Source organism: Bradyrhizobium sp. 187 (assembly GCF_023101005.1).
GTDB lineage: Bacteria > Pseudomonadota > Alphaproteobacteria > Rhizobiales > Xanthobacteraceae > Bradyrhizobium > Bradyrhizobium canariense_D.
Genome location: NZ_CP064693.1, coordinates 3,353,827 through 3,374,911, shown reverse-complemented (window position 1 = coordinate 3,374,911; position 21,085 = coordinate 3,353,827). Strand labels below are relative to the sequence as shown.

Annotated in this window: 16 protein-coding genes; 6 read left to right on the top strand and 10 right to left on the bottom strand. The window is 65.1% G+C overall.

Annotated elements, in window-relative coordinates; genetic code table 11:
* Nucleotides 1-19: 19 nt before the first annotated feature.
* From IVB19_RS15975 to ppx, 3 genes are all read left to right on the top strand, one after another.
* Nucleotides 20-697: a P-loop NTPase family protein gene (locus IVB19_RS15975; protein WP_026233128.1), complete on the top strand. Its 678-nt coding sequence runs from the start codon at nt 20-22 to the stop codon at nt 695-697.
* A 128-nt stretch (nt 698-825) separates the two neighbouring features.
* Nucleotides 826-3,018 carry an RNA degradosome polyphosphate kinase gene (locus IVB19_RS15970; RefSeq protein ID WP_026233127.1) on the top strand — a complete coding sequence of 731 codons (2,193 nt, stop codon included), beginning with the start codon at nt 826-828 and terminating at the stop codon, nt 3,016-3,018.
* 15 nt (nt 3,019-3,033) lie between these two features.
* The gene (ppx, locus tag IVB19_RS15965; protein ID WP_018456273.1) at nt 3,034-4,536 is read left to right on the top strand and encodes an exopolyphosphatase; all 1,503 of its coding nucleotides are present in this window, start codon (nt 3,034-3,036) and stop codon (nt 4,534-4,536) included.
* A gap of 35 nt (nt 4,537-4,571) precedes the next feature.
* Here ppx and IVB19_RS15960 read toward each other — a convergent pair whose 3' ends face one another.
* The 3 genes from IVB19_RS15960 to IVB19_RS15950 form a co-directional block, all read right to left on the bottom strand.
* Nucleotides 4,572-5,432 carry a TerC family protein gene (locus IVB19_RS15960; protein WP_018456272.1) on the bottom strand — a complete coding sequence of 287 codons (861 nt, stop codon included), beginning with the start codon at nt 5,430-5,432 and terminating at the stop codon, nt 4,572-4,574.
* A gap of 44 nt (nt 5,433-5,476) precedes the next feature.
* A complete protein-coding gene (gene ndk / locus IVB19_RS15955) occupies nt 5,477-5,899 on the bottom strand; it encodes a nucleoside-diphosphate kinase (protein ID WP_018456271.1) in 423 nt (140 codons plus the stop codon).
* Between the two features lie 255 nt (nt 5,900-6,154).
* Nucleotides 6,155-6,781, bottom strand: a complete 627-nt coding sequence (locus IVB19_RS15950) for a glutathione S-transferase family protein (protein WP_018459082.1) — start codon at nt 6,779-6,781, stop codon at nt 6,155-6,157.
* Nucleotides 6,782-7,116: 335 nt separating this feature from the next.
* On the opposite strand from IVB19_RS15950, the gene IVB19_RS15945 reads away from it, so the two are divergent.
* The 3 genes from IVB19_RS15945 to IVB19_RS15935 all read left to right on the top strand — a co-directional run bounded on the left by IVB19_RS15945 (nt 7,117) and on the right by IVB19_RS15935 (nt 9,696).
* The gene (locus IVB19_RS15945) at nt 7,117-7,371 is read left to right on the top strand and encodes a hypothetical protein (RefSeq protein ID WP_018459083.1); all 255 of its coding nucleotides are present in this window, start codon (nt 7,117-7,119) and stop codon (nt 7,369-7,371) included.
* A 217-nt stretch (nt 7,372-7,588) separates the two neighbouring features.
* Nucleotides 7,589-7,762, top strand: a complete 174-nt coding sequence (locus tag IVB19_RS15940) for a hypothetical protein (protein ID WP_007609361.1) — start codon at nt 7,589-7,591, stop codon at nt 7,760-7,762.
* Between the two features lie 71 nt (nt 7,763-7,833).
* Entirely contained in the window at nt 7,834-9,696 is a 1,863-nt protein-coding gene (locus IVB19_RS15935) for an ABC-F family ATP-binding cassette domain-containing protein (RefSeq protein ID WP_018459084.1), read from the top strand.
* 159 nt (nt 9,697-9,855) lie between these two features.
* Here IVB19_RS15935 and IVB19_RS15930 read toward each other — a convergent pair whose 3' ends face one another.
* From IVB19_RS15930 to IVB19_RS15900, 7 genes are all read right to left on the bottom strand, one after another.
* Nucleotides 9,856-10,821, bottom strand: coding sequence for a tripartite tricarboxylate transporter substrate-binding protein (locus IVB19_RS15930; RefSeq protein ID WP_018459085.1), 966 nt, complete (start codon nt 10,819-10,821; stop codon nt 9,856-9,858).
* Between the two features lie 166 nt (nt 10,822-10,987).
* The gene (locus IVB19_RS15925) at nt 10,988-12,442 is read right to left on the bottom strand and encodes an HlyD family type I secretion periplasmic adaptor subunit (protein ID WP_026233732.1); all 1,455 of its coding nucleotides are present in this window, start codon (nt 12,440-12,442) and stop codon (nt 10,988-10,990) included.
* Nucleotides 12,429-14,561 (bottom strand): type I secretion system permease/ATPase, encoded by a 2,133-nt coding sequence (locus IVB19_RS15920; protein ID WP_018459087.1) that lies wholly within the window; start codon nt 14,559-14,561, stop codon nt 12,429-12,431. The genes IVB19_RS15925 and IVB19_RS15920 overlap by 14 nt, the downstream gene beginning before the upstream one ends.
* Before the next feature lie 281 nt (nt 14,562-14,842).
* Nucleotides 14,843-17,689: a beta strand repeat-containing protein gene (locus IVB19_RS15915; protein WP_247297469.1), complete on the bottom strand. Its 2,847-nt coding sequence runs from the start codon at nt 17,687-17,689 to the stop codon at nt 14,843-14,845.
* 440 nt (nt 17,690-18,129) lie between these two features.
* On the bottom strand, nt 18,130-18,621 hold the full coding sequence (locus tag IVB19_RS15910) for a hypothetical protein (RefSeq protein WP_247821575.1): 492 nt from the start codon (nt 18,619-18,621) through the stop codon (nt 18,130-18,132).
* 166 nt (nt 18,622-18,787) lie between these two features.
* Complete coding sequence (locus IVB19_RS15905; RefSeq protein ID WP_018459091.1) at nt 18,788-19,240, bottom strand: DNA polymerase III subunit chi; 453 nt, start codon at nt 19,238-19,240, stop codon at nt 18,788-18,790.
* 6 nt (nt 19,241-19,246) lie between these two features.
* Complete coding sequence (locus IVB19_RS15900; RefSeq protein WP_018459092.1) at nt 19,247-20,746, bottom strand: leucyl aminopeptidase; 1,500 nt, start codon at nt 20,744-20,746, stop codon at nt 19,247-19,249.
* Between the last annotated feature and the right edge of the window lie 339 nt (nt 20,747-21,085).

The following is a 21,085-nucleotide window of genomic DNA, read 5'->3' as shown; positions in this document are numbered from 1 at the left end:
GGCACGGAGCAAAGCAAGCGTGCCAAGCCGCGTTCATCCCCGACAGTTGGCGTTTTCGCTTCCGCATGCGGAGAGCCTGAGCCGGGACAATTTCCTCGAAGGCCCCGTCAACGCCGCCGGTCTTGCCCTCATCGACGCCTGGCCGGAATGGCCGAACCGAATCATGTGGCTGGCCGGCCCGGAAGGAAGCGGCAAGAGCCATCTCGCCGCGATCTGGGCCGAGGCTTCAGGCGCCCGCTCGACCACGGCCAATGGGCTGACCGCCGAGGCCGTCCCGGCTGCGCTCGCCACCGGCGCGCTGGTGGTCGAGGATCCCAAAGCCAGGGAATTCGACGAGCGCGCCCTGTTCCATCTGATGAATCTGGCCCGCGAGGACGGCGCCTACGTCCTCTTCACCGGACGCGAGGTGCCCGCGTCTCTCGAGATCGAGCTCGCCGACCTGCGCTCGCGGCTCCGCGCCGTCCCCGTTGTCTCGCTGCTGCCGCCCGACGACCAGCTCTTCCGCGGCCTGATCGTCAAGTTCTGCGCCGACCGCCAGCTCGCGGTGGACGAGAGCGTGGTCAGCTACCTCGCCACTCGCCTGGAGCGGTCCTCGGCCGCCGCCCGACGGGCTGTGGACCTGCTGGACAGCGAGGCCTTGCGCCTCGGCCGCCCCGTCACCCGGGCCCTGGCGGCCGAGCTGCTCCGGGATGTCTGACCAAGGCGGGTTGACGCGGCCGGGCGGCGGAACATCAATGTCATCGAAACGTCATCGCTCTAACACATGCTCCCGCGGGTTTTGCGCGTAAGTCGCAAATTGGGGCGAACTGGATGGACCGACTTCTGATGGATTCTGCGCAAGCTGTTGAAGTTAAAGAAAAAGCCCCGGAAGCCGAAGGCCCGCCGGCGATCGCATCGAGCCCCGAGCGGTTCATCAATCGCGAGCTTTCCTGGCTGCACTTCAACCGCCGCGTCCTGGAGGAATCGGTCAATCCCAGCCACCCCATGCTGGAGAGGGTGCGATTCCTGTCGATTTCAGCGAATAACCTCGACGAGTTCTTCATGGTCCGCGTCGCCGGCATCAAGGCCCAGGTGCGCGAGGGTATTGCTGAGCGCAGCCCCGACGGTCTGACCCCGTCCGAGCAGCTCGCGCTCATCAACCGGACCGTCTCGCAGCTTGCCTCCGACCAGCAGGCAATCTGGCGCGACCTGCGCGGCACGCTCGCCGACGAGGGTATCGTGCTGGTCGAGGGCAAGGAGGTCACCAAGGCGGAACGAACCTGGGTCGAGGACTACTTCCTCAGCAACGTGTTCCCGCTGCTGACGCCGCTCGCGATCGACCCGGCCCACCCCTTCCCGTTCATTCCGAGCCTCGGCTTCACCATCGCGCTCCAGCTCACGCGCGCCGCCGACGGCAAGCAGATGAACGCGCTGATCCGCATGCCCGGCAAGATCGACCGCTTCATCCGTCTGCCGGCTGACGGCAAGGTCGTCCGGCTGATCTCGCTGGAGCAGGCCACCGCGCTGTTCATCAACCGCCTGTTCCCCGGCTACAATCTTCACGGCCAGGGCGCCTTCCGCGTCCTCCGCGACTCCGAACTCGAAATCGAGGAAGAGGCCGAGGATCTCGTCCGCCTGTTCGAGACCGCGCTGAAGCGCCGCCGCCGCGGTTCGGTGATCCGACTCGAGATCGACGCCAAGATGCCGGAGCAGCTGCGCAGTTTCGTGCAGCACGCGCTGTCGACCGCCGACGACGAGGTGTTCCTGGTCGATGGCGTGCTCGCCATGAACGAGCTCTCGCAGCTCACCCGCCTTGACCGGCCCGATCTCGAATTCACCCCTTACGTGCCGCGCCATCCCGAGCGCGTGCGCGAGCAAGGCGGCGACATCTTCGCTGCGATCCGGCAGAAGGACCTCGTCGTCCATCACCCCTACGAATCCTTCGACGTCGTGGTGCAGTTTCTCCAGCAGGCGACGCGCGACCCCGACGTCGTCGCCATCAAGCAGACGCTCTACCGCACCTCCAGCAACTCGCCGATCGTGCGCGCGCTCGTGGAAGCCGCCGAAGCCGGCAAATCCGTCACCGCGCTGATCGAGCTGAAGGCCCGCTTCGACGAGGAGGCCAACATCCGCTGGGCGCGCGACCTCGAACGCGCCGGCGTGCAGGTCGTCTACGGCTTCCTCGAACTGAAGACCCACGCGAAACTCTCGATGGTGGTGCGGCGCGAGGGCGGCAGCCTCACGACCTACGTCCACACCGGCACCGGCAATTACCACCCGGTGACCGCGCGCATCTACACCGACCTCTCCTACTTCACCTCGGAGCCGACCATCGGCCGCGACGCCGCGCGCGTGTTCAACTTCATCACCGGCTACGCTGCGCCGAGCGATCTGGAAAAGATGGCGGTGTCTCCGCTGACCTTGCGCAAGCGCATCATCGAGCACATCCAGGGCGAGACCGCGCATGCGCGGCACGGCCGGCCTGCTGCGATCTGGATGAAAATGAACGCGCTGGTCGACCCCGACATCATCGACGCGCTCTACGAGGCCTCACAGGCCGGCGTGCAGGTCGAACTCGTGGTGCGCGGTATCTGCTGCCTGCGTCCCGGCATTCCCGGCTTGTCGGAGAACATCCGCGTCAAGTCGATCATCGGACGATTCCTCGAACACGGCCGAATTTACTGCTTCGGCATGGGCCAGGGCCTGCCGAGCGCGAAAGCGGCTGTGTATATCTCCTCAGCCGACATGATGCCGCGCAACCTCGACCGCCGCGTCGAGGTGCTGTGTCCGCTGCAGAATCCCACGGTGCATCAGCAGGTTCTCGAACAGATCATGGTCGCGAATCTCAAGGACAATGAACAGAGCTGGCAATTGTTGCCGGACGGGTCCTCAACGCGTATGAAGACCGCGAAGGGCGAGGAGCCTTTCAACGTCCACAACTACTTCATGACAAATCCGAGTCTGTCTGGCCGTGGTAAGTCGCTCAAGGAATCCTCGCCGCGCCGCCTCACGCGCCGTAATGAACGTCATCAATCCTGATCCGGGATCGTCGACGTGAAGCGGCCGCGCAAGCGCGGCTCGAGCGTCGCGGTCATCGACATCGGCTCCAACTCGGTCCGTCTCGTCGTCTACGAGGGACTGACGCGGAGCCTCATTCCCATCTTCAACGAGAAGACGCTGTGCGGCCTCGGGCGCGAAGTGCAGAGCACGGGACTGCTTGCGCCCGACGCCGTCGACAAGGCGCTGACCTCGCTCAAGCGCTTCCATGCGCTGTGCCGGGTCATGCAGGTCGGGCGGGTGTTTGCGATTGCGACCGCCGCCTGCCGTGATGCCTCCAACGGCGCCGACTTCATCGCGAAAGCCGAGCGCATCTGCGCGGTGAAGATCGAGATCCTGTCGGGCCCGCGCGAGGCGCGGCTGTCGGCGCTTGGCGTGATCTCCGGCATCCATCATCCTGACGGCATCGTCGGCGACCTCGGCGGCGGCTCGCTCGAACTGATCGACGTGCGCAAAAACACCGTGCGCAGCGGCGTGACGCTGCCGCTCGGCGGCCTCGCGCTGCAGGACCTCGCGCATAAATCCCTGAAACGCGCCGACCGCATCGTGCGCGAAGCGCTCGATGGGGTGCCGCAGCTCAAGGCGGGGAGCAGCCGCAGCTTCTACGCGGTCGGCGGCACCTGGCGCGCGCTTGCGCGCATCCACATCATCCAGAGCGGCTATCCGCTGCAGGTGATGCACGGCTATTCGATTTCGGCGGCCGAGGCGCTCGATTTCTCGCGTCGTCTCCGCCGGCTTGCGGCCGCCGGCATGCTCGCCGACATCGAGATCGTCGCCGATGCCCGGCGTCCGCTCCTCACCTATGCGGCGCTGGTGCTCGAGCACATCATCCGGGTGGCGAAGCCGAAGACCATCGTGTTCTCGACCTTCGGCGTGCGCGAGGGCCTGCTGCACGAGAAGCTGCCGGAGTCCGAGCGCAACAAGGACGGACTGATCTGCGCGGCCGAGGAGCTGAACCAGCTGCTGTCGCGTTCGGCAAAGCACGCCCGCGAGCTGATCGCCTGGACCGACCGCCTCGCGCGCGTGGTGAAGCTGCGCGAGACCGAAGAAGACCGCCGCCTGCGCCACGCCGCGTGCCTGCTGTCCGACATCGGGTGGCGCGTGCATCCCGACCATCGCGGCGAGCAGACGCTGAGCCTCGTCGTCAACGGTAATTTCGGCGCGATCACCCACACCGAGCGCGCCTTCGTCGGGTTGTCCGTGTTCTATCGCTATGCGGGCCTCAGCGAGGAGAACCAGCCGCCGGTCGCCATGCAGGAGCTGCTGACGCCGGCGCAGCTCGAACGCGCCCGCCTGCTGGGCGCGGCCTTCCGCGTCGCACATCTGATCTCGGCGGCGCGTCCGGGCGTCTTGCCCGCGACGCATTTCCGCAGCATGGGCCGCAAGCTGTTGCTGGTGTTCGAGCACCGCCTCGGCGATCTCGTCGCGGATCGAGTCGGCAGCCGCTTCCGCGCGCTCGCCCGCCTGATCAACCGCGCCGGCTCGATCGTCCGACGCTAGCGCTTTTCCCAAGAGATCATGCTCAAAAGATAGATCTACTCCGCCGAGGCCTTGACGTGGCGTTCGGAGGACTCGAGCGCGGCCGCGCTCATGCTGCGGCGGCGCCAGATGGAGCCGACGACCAGCACGACAACGACGCCGAGAGCTGCGCAGAGATAGTCGCCGCCTCCGCCGCCATGGGCGAATTGCGGCGGGATGCGCAAGGCGCCGAGCATGTTGTCGAGCGAAGCGCCGAACGGACCGTCGAACAGCGCATGCAGCCTCGGCGCGATGCCGGGATCGGTCGCGATCACTTCGCCCGCGATCCAGCCGAGCAGCGCCGCGCCGGCCCACACCAGAACCGGCAGCTTTGCGAGCAGCGCCATGATCAGCGCCGCGCCGGCGACGATCAAGGGCACGCTGATGGCAAGACCGAGCACCAGCAAGGGCACGCTGCCATTGGCGGCCGCGGCCACCGCAATGACGTTGTCCAGGCTCATGACGATGTCGGCAACGACGACGATCTGCACGGCCTGCCACAGATGCGACGCCGACTCGACGCCGTCCTCGTCCTCTTGCTCCGGCACCAGCAGCTTGGCCGCAATCACGATCAGCGCGAGGCCGCCCACCAGCTTGAGGTACGGCAACTCCATCAGGCTCGCGACGATGCCCGTGAAGATGATCCGCAGCAGCACCGCGGCGCCCGCACCGAGGATCATGCCCCACAGCCGATGCCGCGGCTTGAGGCCGCGACAGGCAAGCGCGATCACCAGCGCATTGTCGCCGGACAAGAGGATGTTGATCCAGATGATCTTGCCGACCGCGACCCAAAAGGTCGGTTCGGCCATCTCAACGCGGAACTGGGTGAAGAATGCCCCGATCGTAGCGGGATCGAAGATCTGCCAGAGCCAGTTCACACTACGTCCTTTCGCCGCGTCTCGTTACCTTATCGGCTGACGGATCAGCCGACGATCTCGTTGCCCGAGAAGAACTGCGCGATCTCGATCGCGGCGGTCTCCGGCGCATCCGAGCCGTGCGCGGAGTTCTCGCCGATCGACTTTGCGTAGAGCTTGCGGATGGTGCCGTCAGCCGCCTTGGACGGATCGGTCGCGCCCATCACGTCGCGATACTTGGCGACGGCACCCTCGCCTTCCAGCACCTGGACGACCACGGGGCCCGACGTCATGAACTCCACGAGCTCACCGAAGAAGGGGCGCGCCTTGTGGACCGCATAGAAGGTCTCGGCCTGTTCCTTGGTCATGCGGATACGCTTCTGCGCGACGATGCGCAGGCCCGCCTTCTCGATCACGGCGTTAACCGCACCGGTGAGATTGCGCGCGGTGGCGTCGGGCTTGATGATCGAGAAGGTGCGTTCGATGGCCATGATGTTGTCCTTGAAGAGAAACAGTGGTTCGGAGTTGCCGGGCTTATATCGGCGCCTTCGCGATACGGCAAGCGACCGCCCAAACGGGCTCGCGGGGGCTTCGCCGCAGGCCGAGGGCGAGTGTTCACCTGAACCGATACTTGTAGATGGCGGCGATCTGGGCGTCCGAAGGTCGGCGTCGGGCTTAGGGCCGCTTTCGACCCCATGACGTTGAGTGCTGACCTCTCGTGTCTCGATTCGCGGACGAAACGGGAATCAGGTGTTCACCCCTTCGTGCGAACGCTCCATGGCACGCTTGTAGGCGTCGCGGCCGGTGGTGCGGGCGAAATAGGCCTGTTCGGCGTCGCCGAGGGTGATCCCGCAGTTCCGTTGGCCCAGGTTCAGGGCGTAGGTCACCGAGATGTCGGCTGCTGTGAAAGCCTCGCCGGCAAGGTAGGACGAGTCGGCAAGCCGTTGGCTGACAAGCTTTAGCCGCTTCTGGAACGACTGCAGGCACCAGGTCGCGCCCCAGTTCTCCCGTTCGGCGTCGGGCGCGATGAAGCGGCTGACGACGACGGGCATCATCAGGGTCGCGAGACCGGCTTCGCCCAGATGCAGAAATTGCTGGTAGGCGGGGAACGTGGGATCCTGCGGCGCGGGCGCCAGCGGCGTCGGCCCGTAGCGGGCCATCAGGTACTCCATGATCGCGATCGACTCGACCATGACGACGTCGCCGTCCTGGATCGCGGGGATGTAGTCAGCGGGGTTGACCGCCAGGAACTCGGGGTCCTGCTTGGCGGCCAGCATGTCCACCTGCCGCACGCGGTAGGGAAGGCCCATCTCCTCCAGCACCCATACGACCCGGATCGATCGCGAGGTCTGTCCGCCCCAAACGGTGATCACGCGAAGGCCCCTTCCTGGTGTGACTGAGGATCGACCATGGCAGACTCTATATGACCGTAGCACTCAAGGCAGACGCGAAGCTTAGCTTCAGCGTGGTCTCCTTCCCATCCATTGCGGACGCGTGGTGGGTCCCCCTTTCAGGGTTGGAAGTCCAACGTGGATTACAATGATTTCACCCAGATGAACCCATTCTGAAGGCCACGTCAGGGTTTGGTTCAGCCTCGCTCGGATAACCTCGGGTCCATCGAAACCAAAGCCTCTTTCAGAGGCAGACCGTTTCGGCGGCCTTTCCATCGACGCGATAGCCCCGCGCCAACAGATTTGAGGAGATCACCATGTTGAGGAAACTTTCCCTCGCCGCCGTCGCCGCGGTTGCGCTTGGTGCCGCGCTGGCGCCGACCTCCGCCTCCGCGCACTGGCATGGTGGCGGCGGCGGCTGGCACGGCGGCGGTGGCTGGCACAACGGCCACGGCTGGGGTGGACCGCGCTTCTATGCTCCCGTCTCCTACGGCTATGGCGGCTGCTATGTGCGCCGGCTGGTCCCGACCCCCTGGGGACCCCGCTGGCGGATGATCAACCGCTGCTTCTGAGCCCGACAGCACCTTTCCAAAGATACCTGAGCCCCCAAGGTACCTTCCAGGCGAAGCCCCGGCGTCCCCCGGCGCCGGGGCTTTGTATTCGGAGAGGATATTGCGCGGCTTCACACAATTTTTGCTAGAATGCCGCGCAATCGCCGCGAGTGGCGAAACCATTTGGGGGCCAAGGACTTGGTACTGTGTCGCTTCTTTGAGAACACGGAACTCTGCGATGGTTAGCCTTTTCGCCGACGATAGCGAGCAAATCGACCGGCGCACCAGCCGCTCGATCCGCGATGCGGTGGGCGAACGGCTCCAGCAGAGCCTGCGGCCCGAAGCCAGGCTGCCGACGCACCTCGAGCAACTCCTCAATGAGCTGAAGCAGCGCGAGCGCGATTCGCACTGAGTTGACAAGCACCGGCTTGCAAACACAGAAAAACGGGTTGCGTTTGATCGCGGGTGCGGTGACAAGGCCGCATGCTCTCCATCACCGACCTCTCCATCCGCCTCGCCGGACGCCTTCTGATTGACCAGAGTTCCGTGCAGATCACGCCCGGATCCCGCGTGGGCATGGTCGGTCGCAACGGCACCGGCAAATCGACCCTGTTCAAGGTGATCCGCGGCGAGCTCGCCGCCGAGCACGGCACGGTGAGCCTGCCGCCCCGCTGGCGCGTCGGCAGCCTGGCGCAGGAAGCGCCGAACGGCCCCGAGAGCCTGATCTCGGTCGTGCTCAAGGCCGACCTGGAACGCGACGCACTGCTCACCGAGGCCGAGAGCGCGACCGACCCGCACCAGATCGCCGAGATCCAGACCCGGCTGGTCGACATCGACGCGCATTCGGCGCCGAGCCGCGCCGCAGCCATCCTTTCCGGTCTCGGCTTCTCCGCCGCCGACCAGCTCCGCCCCTGCGCCGAATTCTCCGGCGGCTGGCGCATGCGCGTTGCGCTCGCCGCAACGCTGTTTGCGGCTCCCGACCTGTTGCTGCTCGACGAGCCCACCAACTATCTCGACCTCGAAGGCACGCTGTGGCTCGAGGATCACCTCGCGCATTATCCGCGCACCGTTATCGTGATCAGCCATGATCGCGATCTGCTGGAAAGCTCGGTCGACCAGATCCTGCATCTGGATCGCAGCAAGCTCACCCTTTACAAGGGCACCTACTCCTCCTTCGAGGAGCAGCGCGCCATGCGCGAGATGCTCGATGCCAAAGCGGTCAAGCGCCAGGAAGCCGAACGCGCCCGCCTGCAAGCCTTCGTCGACCGTTTCAAGGCCAAGGCCTCGAAAGCCCGCCAGGCGCAGTCCCGTGTGAAAATGCTGGAGCGGCTGAAGCCGATCACGGCGCTGGTCACCCAGGACGTACGCGAGATCAGCTTTCCCGCGCCCGAGAAAATCCTGTCGCCGCCGATCATCGCCGCCGACAACGTCGTGGTCGGCTACGATCCGACCACGCCCGTGCTGAACCGCGTCACCTTGCGCGTCGATAATGACGACCGCATCGCGCTGCTCGGCTCAAATGGCAACGGCAAGTCGACTCTCGTGAAGCTGCTCGCCGGCCGCCTCGCGCCGTTCTCGGGCAAGGTGACCCGCGCCGACAAGCTCTCGATTGCCTATTTCGCCCAGCACCAGCTCGACGAATTGAACGAGGATGCCTCGACCTACGACCACGTCCGCAAGCTGATGGGCGAGGCGCCGGAAGCCAAAGTACGCGCCCGCGCTGGTGCGATCGGCTTTTCCGGCAAGGCGGCCGATACCAAGGTCGGAAAATTGTCGGGCGGCGAGAAGGCGCGGCTCCTGCTGGGACTGGCGACCTTCTTCGGCCCCAACATGATCATCCTGGACGAGCCGACCAACCATCTCGACATCGACAGCCGCGCCGCGCTTGCGGAAGCCATCAACGAATTCCCCGGCGCCGTCATCATGGTTTCGCATGATCGCTATCTGATCGAGTCCTGCGCCGATCAACTCTGGATCGTCGCCGACCGCACCGTGACTAATTACGACGGAGACCTCGACGAATATCGCCGCCTGGTGCTGTCCGCGCGCAATGGCGAGCCCGCCCCGCGAGAGCGCAACGCGCCGAGCGAGAAGCCGCAGCGTCCGAGATCGGACAATCGCGGCTCGCTGAAGAAACGTATCGCGGAAGCTGAGACCGAGATCGCCCGCGTCAGCGCGATCATCAGCAAGATCGACACTGCGCTGGCCCTGCCCGACATCTTCACCCGCGACCCCAAGCAAGCCGCGCAACTGTCGAAGGCACGTGCCAATGCGGCCGACGCGCTGGCGCGCGCCGAGGAGCAGTGGCTAGAGGCGAGCACGCAGTTCGACGAGGCGGCGGGCTGACGCCTCCGCGACCGGCCCGACATCAAAATCGCAAAAACAACCCCATGCACAGTACCGGTATTTTGCTACCCGGTGATTGGCTATTGAATGGACTGTTCTTTACCGTGGTGACTTAGCCCGCTCACGCAGCGATGTCGGGACGAATTGAGCAGGAATGGCTCAGTCCGCGAATTGGCCGGCTGCCTTGATCATCGGAGCCCATCGGTCGACTTCGCTCGCTAGCATCGCGGCCAGCGCCTCCGGCGTCGCCTTCTCCTGCGGGACCGGCTCGGTATTGATGTCGTTGAACCGGGCGATCAGCGTGGAATCCCTAAGGGCGGACTGGAGCGCCGCGGTCAGCTTCTGAACGACCGCCGGCGGTGTGCCCTTGGGGGCATAGATGCCGTGCCAGACGCCAAGTTCGAACCCTTTGAGACCGGCCTCGTCGGCCGTCGGCAGATCGGGCAGGCTCTTCAGCCGCTCCTTGGTGGTGATCGCATAGGCCTTGACCTGCTTCGACATGATCGGGCCGGTGGTATTCGTCGCCTGGTCGCAGGTAAGATCGATCTGCCGGCCGAGAAGGTCGTTCATGATGGGGCCGTTGCCCTTGTAGGGCACCGCGGTGAGCTGCTTCTGGATCGCTGTCATGAACAGCATGCCGCAGAGATGCGACGCCGCGCCGAGTCCGGCATTGGCATAGGTCAACTTGTCGCCCTGCTGTTGGGCGTAGGCGACCAATTCCTTCAGCGTGTCGGCCGGAAAATCCGGACGCGCGATGATGGTCATCGGCGCATTGGTCACAAGCCCGATCGGCGCAAAGGCCGTCTTCGTGTCATAGCTGAGGTTGCGGTACAGTGTGGCGGCCGTCGAGAGGCCGACATGATGGATCAGCAGCGTGTATCCGTCGGGCTGGGCTCGCGATGCGCGGGTCGTGGCGATGGTACCACCGGCGCCAGGCGCGTTCTCGACGACGATCTGTTGGCCAAGCGATTTCGCCATGCCGGCCGCGGTCAGGCGAGCAATCGTGTCCGTAGGTCCGCCGGCGGCGAACGGCACCAGCATGGTGACGGGCCTGATCGGATAGTCCTGGGCGAGCGCCGCGCCAAACGGCAGGACCAGAGCCGATACGAGGGCAATGAGCCGCATGCTTTCCTCCAAATTTTTTGCTTGCTCCTATGTACGCATTCCGGGCTGCGGGGCCACACCAAAATGACTTCATCAGGAGTGGCGCGCCCGCGGCATGGTGTAGCTGCCGAAAAGCCCGATTGGTTCTCAGCGCGTCTCGCGAAGCTTCGTCGGCATCATGCGGGAACTAGCGCTCGCGCATGATCTCGTGCCGGTAGCGCTGCAGCGGCGATAGCAGGTAGCTCAGGATGGTGCGCGAACCGGTCCTGATCTCGACGGTCACCGCCATTCCCGGCGACAGGCTGACGAGGCGGTCGTCCACCTGCATCTGGGTGCGATCGAGCGAGATGCGGGCGCTGTAGCTCAACTCCTGCCCGCTGGGCTCGCTGCTGTCGCGTTGTGTCGCGAGCGGACGGTCGCTCCCGCGCTCCTGCGGCCGGTCGCGGATGATGGCGTCCTGCGAGACGCTCACGACCTGGCCTGCGAGAAGCCCGTAGCGGGTGAAATTGAAAGTGTCGATTTTGATGGCAGCACCCTGCCCGGCCTCGACAAATCCGATATCGCGATTGGAGATCATCGCCTCGATCTCGAGCCGCGTATCGGTCGGCACGATTACCAGCAGCGACTGCGCGGGCGTGACCACGCCGCCCACGGTGTGGACCGCAAGCTGCTGCACGACGCCGTCGACCGGCGACGTCAGTTGCTGAAGCCTCGTCCTCTGCTGCGCCTTGATCAGATCGCGTGCGACGCCATTGGCTTTCTGTTCGCTCTTAGCCAGCTCGTCGGAGAGACTCTTCCTGTACTCGGCCAGGGCTTGGATGCGGGTCTCCCGGATCGCGGCGACGGCCGCCTCGGCCTCCTTCAAGCGGCTGCTCTGGACGCGAAGCTCCTCCTGCTGCTCGATCTGGAGCTGGAGGGTCTCATAGTAGGTCAGCTTCGAGCCGATCTCCTTCTCCATCAGCGTCTTGCGGATCTCGACACGCTGCTGGGTGATCGGCAGCAACGCATCAAGCTTGTGAATCGTCGCCGCAATCGTCTGATGTTCGGCCTCCTTCTGCGCTTCCTGACGTGCCAGCGCCGCGAGCTTGGCCCTGTTCTCGCTGACCTGATTGGCGAGGAGCTGCCGTTGCGTCGCAACCAGCATGGGATCGGCATCCTCTGGTACGACGAGATCAGCGGATACCCCTTCGCCGCCCGCCAATGCGGCGCGGAGGCGCGCGACGTTGAGCCGTTCGGCCATGAGATCGTCGTGCAGACGATCGCGCTCTGCGGCGTTCACCGTCGGATCGAGCTCGATCAGCAGGTCGCCCGATTTGACCGATTGCCCGTCCTGCACGTGAATGGCGCGCACTACGCCGGTCTCGAACGGCTGGACAACCTTGCTTCGCCCGCTCGACACGACCTTGCCGGTTGCGGAGGCCACGATGTCGATCGTGCCCCAGGCCGACCAGGCCAGCGCCGCGCAGACAAGCAGCATCAGGGCCAGGGCGATGGCGCGGCCGATCGGCGATGGCGGTGTCTCCGTGATTTCCAGCGCCGCCGGCAGGAAGGCGACTTCCTCGGCGCGCCGGCCCTTTCCATTCCGGAACGGGATCACGGTCTGCTCCGGCCGAGCCGCCGGCACAGTGCTAGCCGACCTCATAAATGCCTCCCTGGAGACGATGCAGGGCGGCGTAGCGGCCGCCGGTCTTGATCAGCGCATCATGCGTGCCGTCCTCGACCAGACGGCCGCGTTCCAGGGTGAAGATGCGATCGGCGCCGCGGACGGTGGACAGACGGTGCGCGATGATCAGGACGGTACGGCCTTTCGCGATCTCCTTCATGTTGTCATGGATGATCCGCTCGCTTTCATAGTCGAGCGCGCTGGTGGCTTCGTCGAAGATCAGGATCCGGGGATTGCCCACCAGTGCGCGGGCAATCGCAATGCGCTGGCGCTGCCCGCCCGAGAGCGTCGAGCCGCGCTCGCCGACCACCGTATCGTAGCCCTCGGGGAGCTCCAGAATGAAGTCATGCGCGCCCGCCAGCTTCGCCGCATCGATGATGCGGTCCACCGGCAGGCTCGGATCGGCCAGGGCGACGTTGTCGCGCACCGACCGATTGAACAGCATGTTGTCCTGGAGCACGATTCCGATCTGCCGACGGAGCCCGGCCGGGTCGGTCGTCATCAGATCCATTCCGTCGACCAGCACGCGGCCGCCTTGCGGAACGTAGAGCCGCTGCACCAGCTTGGCGAAGGTGCTTTTGCCCGAGCCGGACGATCCGACGATGCCGACGGTTTGTCCGGCTGGAATATCGAACGAGACATCGTGCAGGATCTCCGGCCCATCGGGCCGGTAGCGGAAAGACACGTGCTCGAAGCGGATGTTGCCCCGGATCGGCGGCAGCCCCGCGCGGGCGGCGGAGTAAGCCGGCTCCGCCGCGCTGTTGAGGATGTCGCCGAGCCGCGCGATCGACAGCCGCGCCTGATGAAAATCCTGCCAGACTTGCGCGAGCCGCAGCACCGGGGCCGACACCCGCCCCGCGAAGATGTTGAAGGCCACGAGCTCGCCGACCGTCAATGCGTCACCGATCACCAGCCTGGCGCCGACATAGAGAATGGCGGCAGTGACGACCTTGCTGACGAGCTGCACGAGCTGGCTTGCCGTGTTGCCGAGGCTGGTGACACCGAAGCTCGCGGAGACATAGCCGGCGAGCTGCTCTTCCCAGCGGCGCTGCATCTGCGGCTCGACCGCCATCGCCTTCAGCGTTTCGATGCCGCTGACGCTCTCGACCAGGAAGGCCTGGTTCTCCGCGCCGCGGCGGAATTTCTCGTCCAGCCTGCGGCGAAACAGCGGCGTCGCCACGGCCGAGATCGCGATGTAGAACGGGAACGATGCCAGCACGATGAAGCTCATCTGCGCCGAATAGGCGAACATCACGGCCAGGAACACCGAGGTGAAGACCAGGTCGATGAGAAGCGTCAGTGACGAGCTGGTGATGAAATTGCGGATGTTCTCGAGCTCGCGGACCCGGGCCACGGAATCTCCGACGCGCCTGGCCTGAAACCAGGCCATCGGCAGCGCCAGCAGATGATGGAACAGCCGTGCCCCGAGCTCGACATCGATGCGGTTGGTCGTGTGCGCAAACAAGTAATTGCGTAGGATCCCAAGCACGGTGTCGAACAGGGAGACGACGACGAGGCCGATGACGAGAACGTCGAGCGTGGACAGTGAGCGGTGCACCAGCACCTTGTCGATGACGACCTGGAAGAACAGCGGCGAGACCAGCGCAAAAAGCTGGAGGAAGAACGAAGCCGCCAGCACCTCGCCCAGCAGCCGCCGGTATTTGCCGATCGCGCCGATGAACCAGGTGATATCGAAGTGCCGCCCGAGGTCGGACAGGCCGGCGCGCCGGACCATCAGGATCAAGCCGCCGTCCCAGATCGCGCTCAGCTCGTCGCGATCCATCAGCACCGGGCGCTGTGCCTCCGGGGACTGCACCAGCACCTTGTCGGCGGAGGCCTTTGCGATGACCATGAAGCCGCCGTCCCGCAGCATTGCGATCGCAGGCAGCGGGGTGTCCGACAGCCGGCTCCACTGCGTTCGATAGGTTCGCGCTTTAAGTCCGAGAGACCTGGCGCAGCGGACGATATCCGCTACGCCGAAGCTTGCCGCGCCCAGCCGGTGCCTGAGCTGCTCGCGATCGGCCGCAACACCCTGCAGATGCAGCAGCGTGAGCAACGCATCGAGCCCCGTGTCGGTGGAGACCGCATTCGTCATCATGCGCGTTCTCCGGGCCGATTCAGCGAGAACGCAATGGCGTGAAGTCGAATCGAGCTTGGCCAGCAGCCGCGCTCTATCCGGTCCCTCCCCCCTTGTGGAGGAGGGACCGGGAGGGCGGTGCCCCACGGGGATTCTTTCCGACGTTCGGCCGCTAACACTGCATCTTCAACCATCGGCACCTTTTCCTGGGCTACCCCTCTCCCTAACCCTCCCCCGCAAGGGGGGGAGGGAACGCACCTCCGTCGGAGCGCTAGTGAGGCTCTTCCCATCAGGCCTTACTGTCAGGCGTGCTGCGGCGGTGCGAGCACCTGGCTCTGCGTCGCGTGCGGATCGGGCAGCGGCATCTCGCCGTTCCCCTCACCTGCCGGGACGAAGCTGGCCGCCATGGCCTGGTTGAGCAGCATCGCGGCCGCGAACGCTCCGCCCTGGATGACGACGTTGTTGCCGGTGCCGCCGTCCAGAATGTCGAGGCCCCCGCCGCCGATCAGCACGTCATCACCGGCACCACCTGCCAGCGTGTCGTTGGCGGGGCTGCCGATCAGCACGTCGTCGCCGTTGCCGCCATTGGCAACGAGCTGGATGCCGCCGTGCAAGCCGGAAGCCGTGATGACGTCGTCGCCATCGAGACCGTTGATGACGATCCTGTCGCCCGCGCCGGCATCGGTGATGTTGATGTCCTGGCCAAGCCCCGACACCGTGATGATGCCGTCGTGCTCGGTCACCGTGATGACGTCGTTGCCGCCGGTTGCGTTGATGGTCACGGTATCAGCGGCGCCGTCATTGGCGCCGAGATCGAGGTCGACCTGGCTGACGCCGGTGCCGGAGAGGTCACCGACGGTAATGTTGTCGGCACCGCCGAGAGCATTGAAGTCGACATGTTCGACCCCGTTCAGGTCCATCGCAATGGCGGCGACATCCCGCGTGAACAGCACCCGACCGCCATTGGCCGAGATGTTGATGGTCTCGCTGATATTGGCGCCGTTGAATGCCAGCGTGTCGGAGCCCTTCCCGCCTTCGACGGTGTCGCTGCCGTCGCCGGGATTCCAGACGAAGGTGTCGTCGCCCGCGCCGAGATTGGCGAAATCGTTGCCGCGTCCGCCGTTCACGATGTCATTGCCGGCGCTGCCGGTGATGGTGTCATTGCCGTCGCCGCCGTTGATGTTGAGGCTGAACGACTGTCCCGCCTTGATGGTAGAGGCGTTGATGACGTCATTGCCTTGTCCGCCGTTGATGCCGAGCACGTCACCGGTGTCCGCGTGCGCAACCATCACCTGCGCAGCGAGGCCGTTGACCACGATCGATCCGCCGGAGGTCACGACCGATATGTTGTCGTCACCGATCGTGCCGTTCACGGTCACGCGGTCCGCAGCGCCATCGCCGCTCTGGCCGCCGGGGCCGGCACTGAGGTCGATGGCAACCTGCGTGATTCCTGTCCCGGTCAGATCGTTGACGGTGATGTTGTCGGCGCCGCCTGCCGCCGCGATCTGCACGTGCTCGACGCCAACGAGGTCCATGACGATAGCACCGACGTCACGGGTGAGTAGCGCACGGCTTCCGTTCGCCGAGATCGACATGGTCTCGGCCACATTGGCGCCGTTGAACACCAGCGTATCGGTTCCCGTGCCGCCTTCGACAGTGTCGCTGCCGTCACCGGGATTCCACGTGAAGATGTCGTCGCCTGCGCCGAGAAGCGCGACGTCATTGCCGCGGCCGCCGATGACCTTGTCGTTGCCGTCGCCGCCGATCAGGGTGTCGGCTCCCTGGCTGCCGGTGATGGTGTCGTTGCCCGCACCGCCGTCGATGGTCAGCCCGATCGCCGCGCCGAGCGTGGATGCATCGATCACGTCGTTGCCGCCGAGCGCCTGCACGACCAGCCGGTCGTTGCCGGCCTCTGCATTTGCGATCGTCACGACCTCCGGCAGCCCCGTGACCGTGACCGTTGTGCCCGCGGCTGTGACCTCGATGTGCTGATTGCCGTTGCTGCCGTTGACGGTCACCGTATCAGCAGCGCCGTCGCCTTGCGTCCCTCCCGGAACGGCTCCGAGATCAACCAGCACCTGCTTGACGCCGGTCCGGGTGAGGTCGCCGACGGTGATGTTGTCGGCGCCGCCACGCGCATCGAATTCGATCTGCTCGACGCTGTTGAGATCCATCGTGATGTTGGCGACATCGCGGGTGAAGCGCACCCGGCCGCCATTGGCCGAGATGTTGATGGTCTCGTTGATGTTGGCGCCATTGAAAAGCAGCTTGTCGCTGCCCGAGCCGCCCTCGACCGTGTCGCTGCCGTCACCGGGATTCCAGATGAAAGTGTCGTCGCCACTCCCGAGCTGGGCGACGTCGTTGCCGCGTCCGCCATTGACGATGTCGTCGCCGCTGCCGCCGATGATGAGGTCGTTGCCGTCGCCGCCGATGATCCGGTCGTTGCCGGCGCCGCCATCGAGCGTCAGCGAGATCAGGCTGCCGAGCCCATTGCCCGCGGTGATGACATCGTCGCCGCCGCCGCTGTGCAAGACGAGATTTTCAGTCGTGCCGATGTCGAGCGAAAACGGCGCCGCGCCCGTCCCGTCGAGCCGCACGCGGGTGCCGTTCGCCGTGATCGTGAACGTCTCGGCGGCGTTGTTTCCGTTGACCTGAGCCGTATCGTTGCCCTCACCACCTTCGAACAGGTTGGTGCCGCCGCCGGGATTCCAGATCATGACGTCGTCGCCGGCCTCGCCGAACAGCTGGTTGTCGCCGCTGCCGCCGTCCAGGACGTCGTTACCCGCTCCGCCGAACAGCAGATCGTTGCCGCCGCCGCCCTTGATCAAATCGTTGCCGGCCTGACCAAACAGGAGGTCGGCTCCCGAGCCGCCCGTGATCCTGTCATTGCCGTCGCCGCCGAAGATGTGCACCGCCGGCATCGGTCCGTGGCATTCGTCGACGGTGATCGTGTCGTCACCGCCTTGACCGAAGATGTCGATCGCGGTGGTGTTGTCGACCGTGGGTTCGCCACCAACCGTTTTCACGTGCCCGTTATCAACCAGGATGCGGCCGGACTTGTCGCGACTTATCACGAGGCCGTTATTCGCGCTGTCGCCGAAAATGATGAGTTGCCCCGTAACCGGGGAAAACACAGAGGTAATGGACATCCAAATGATCCTTCCGACCTAGCCCCTCCCTTCGACGCGTAGCATTCGCGCACATGACATTCTTGAACCGTTGCTTGAGACGCGCGTGATTATTCTGGAGATTTCCTCCAGTTTTGCTTCGGGGCAGTTTCCGACAGCGGATGCGAAGGCTTGCTCATCACGAACCGCCTGATCACGGATCACGCGTAACGCCCCCGTGATTTTCAACGCGCGCGGAAGAACGCAGCTCGAGGCAATGAAGGCACTTTGGGCGAAGGTCGGCATCCGCGATGTCGAAACTCGCGAACAAGATCGCCGGCGAGCGCGAACGGGAGAGATCACGGTTCACGCCTCGGCCACCGCGATCAAGGAATGCAAAGCCGCTTGATGATGGGGATAGGAGTGCGCGGCTGATCGCATCGACAGCCGCAACCAGCTTCAGGCCAAAAGGTCGACCCGTGTTACGCCGACTTCTTCTTCGGCTTCGGCTTGGTCGCCTTCGGCATGACCGGCGCCTCCGGCGTGCCCTCGATCGAGGACAGGCGACCGGCCGTGAAGGTATAGATGCCAGCGCGCGGACCGGTCGTCCAGGTCACGACCGCAACGCGCCTGCCGGCGGCATCACCGGAGAGGCTGACGCTCGAGGGCGCGCCGATGCCGCGCACCACATCGCATTCGGTGTGGCCGAGCGCGACGGTGCCGCCCATGGGAGCCGGCGCGGTCGTCGACGCATTCGCATCAGCCGGCCCGGGCGGCGGCGCCATGCCGGCACAAGCCCCGTCGGCGCTGACCAGATCCTCGGCCCCAACCGGCTTGTCGGGGGTCAGCGGCGGCGACTCAATCGAGATGCTTTTGATGAACAGGCGGCTGGGCGTGTTGAACCACTGGGCATCCCTGGACAACAGATCGGTCCCGCCCGAACAGCCCGCAACCAGCGGGGCTACGGCCGCCAACGCAATTATGAGCGAGCTGGGAAGCTTTTGATGTCGCACGATAAACTAAAATCCCCGAGTGAAGGATCGGCCCTAAGCAATTGTAGCAACATCACTTTGCGGCACGAAGGTGACAAAAGCCATCATCACCCGAAAAGTGCAAATTATCATTAATTGCGAGCGACCGCTAATTCCGCTTCTGCCACCGGCCCCGCTCGTCAGCCTGCCAATAAGTGACATCAAATCCCCGCGCCTTGCAATCCGTCCAGGCGCTGCGGGCGAACGCAAGCGCGTCCGGATCGTCGCCGTCGAACAGCAGCACCATGCGCTCATAGGCCTGCGCGTCCTGCGGCACCGCGGCGTTGTCGACGAGGAAGCGGACATTGGCACCGTTCGGATTGTCCTCCTCGACCGCCAGCACGATCGGCTGATCGGCGGCGTCGCTCACCCGCCATGTCGCGTGCGGCAGGAAGGAATCGTCGCGATAGGTCCACAAATGAGCGTCGAGCGCATCGGCGCGCTCCGGCGAATTCGACTGCACCACGACGCGCCAGCCGCGCTCGAGCGATTTCTCGAGAAGCGGCGGCAACACGTTCTCCACCGTCATGTTTTGCAGATGGTAGAAAAGGACTTCAGTCATCTCGGGTCATTTGCGCTCGTAATGGTCGGCGACCAGACGGTCGAGCAAGCGAACTCCGTAACCGCTTCCCCAGCTCTGATTGATGTCGGTCTTCGGCGCGCCCATGGCGGTCCCAGCGATGTCTAGATGCGCCCAGGGCGTGCCGTCCACGAAGCGCTGGAGGAACTGTGCCGCGGTGATCGAGCCGCCATGGCGGCCGCCGGTGTTCTTCATGTCGGCGAACTGGGAATCGATCAGCTTGTCGTATTCGGGGCCAAGCGGCAGGCGCCAGACCTTCTCGCCGCTCTCGATGCCGGCCGCCAGCAGCCGCTCGGCAAGCTCGTCATTGTTGGAGAACATGCCGGCATGCTCGGTGCCGAGCGCGACCACGATGGCGCCGGTCAACGTCGCGAGATCCACCATGAATTTCGGCTTGGTTTTCTTGGCGACGTACCAGAGCACATCGGCAAGCACCAGGCGGCCTTCCGCGTCGGTGTTGATGATCTCGATGGTCTGGCCCGACATCGAGGTGACGATGTCGCCTGGGCGCTGCGCGTTGCCGTCCGGCATGTTCTCGACGAGGCCGATGGCGCCGACGACGTTGACCTTGGCCTTGCGTGCCGCGAGCGCATGCATCAGGCCGACGACGCAGGCAGCCCCTCCCATGTCGCCCTTCATGTCCTCCATGCTGCCGGCCGGCTTGATCGAAATGCCGCCGGTGTCGAAGCAGACGCCCTTGCCGACGAAGGCAACCGGCGCCTCACCTTTCTTGCCGCCGTCCCAACGCATGATCACGGTGCGGCTCGGCCGCGCCGAGCCCTGGCCGACGCCGAGCAGAGCGCCCATGCCGAGCTTGTCCATGGCCTTGACGTCGAGGACCTCGATCTTGACGCCGAGCTTGCGGAGCAGGCCTGCGCGGCGCGCGAACTCCTCGGGAAAAAGCACGTTCGGCGGCTCGTTGACGAGGTCGCGCGCAATGATCACGCCGTCCACGATCGCAGCCGCCGATGTAAACGCCTTCTTCGCGGCGACCACGTCGCCGACCGCAAACGAGACGTCGGCGCGCGTGCCGCCCTCCTCGCCATCCTTCTTCCTGGTCTTGTAGCGGTCGAACTTGTAGGTGCGCAGCCGCAGGCCCGAGGCGATCGCGACCGCCTGCTCGCTGGTCATGGCGCCGCCTGGAAGTTCCGCCATGATGGTCATGGCCGCCGCCCCGGCCGGAAGCTTGCTCGCCGCCACGCCGCCGAATTTGAGGAAGTCGTTCGCCTTCAGGCCGGCCGCCTTGCCGGCACCGATCACGATCAGGCGGGTGGCCTTCACGCCTTCGGGCGCAAGGATGTCGAGCGCAGCGCCGCTTTTGCCCTTGAAGGCGGCGGCGGTGGCCGCCCGCTTCACGAGTTCGGTGGCCCCGCCGAGCGCCTTGGCGGTCGCCGGGCCGAGCTTCAGGCTGTCGTCGCAGAACACGACCATGATGCCACGGGCGGCGGCAGACAATGGAACGAAGCCGACCTTGATGGCATCGGACATGAGTAACTCCTTAAAACATTGCGCTTTTTACCGATCGGCGGTCCCGGCCACGGGCCGGAGCTGAACGGCGATTCACTGAGCGTGCCGCACTATGGGCCACCGGCCCGGCAGATGCCAAGCACCCCCCGTGGCCGAGGGGCCACAACGAGGGAAATATTAACCATATATTGAGGGTGCCACGGGGCAGCCATTTTGTTGACGGATCAAAGGGATGGTACTGAGAGAGTAAGCCGGCGGATGAGATGGTTGGCCGACCTTGGGGATCCTCTTGCGGGGATTGGTTGGACAGGCGGAATTCCGGCCGGCATTGGGGACTTGGTGGGATTCGTGCGGTAGCGC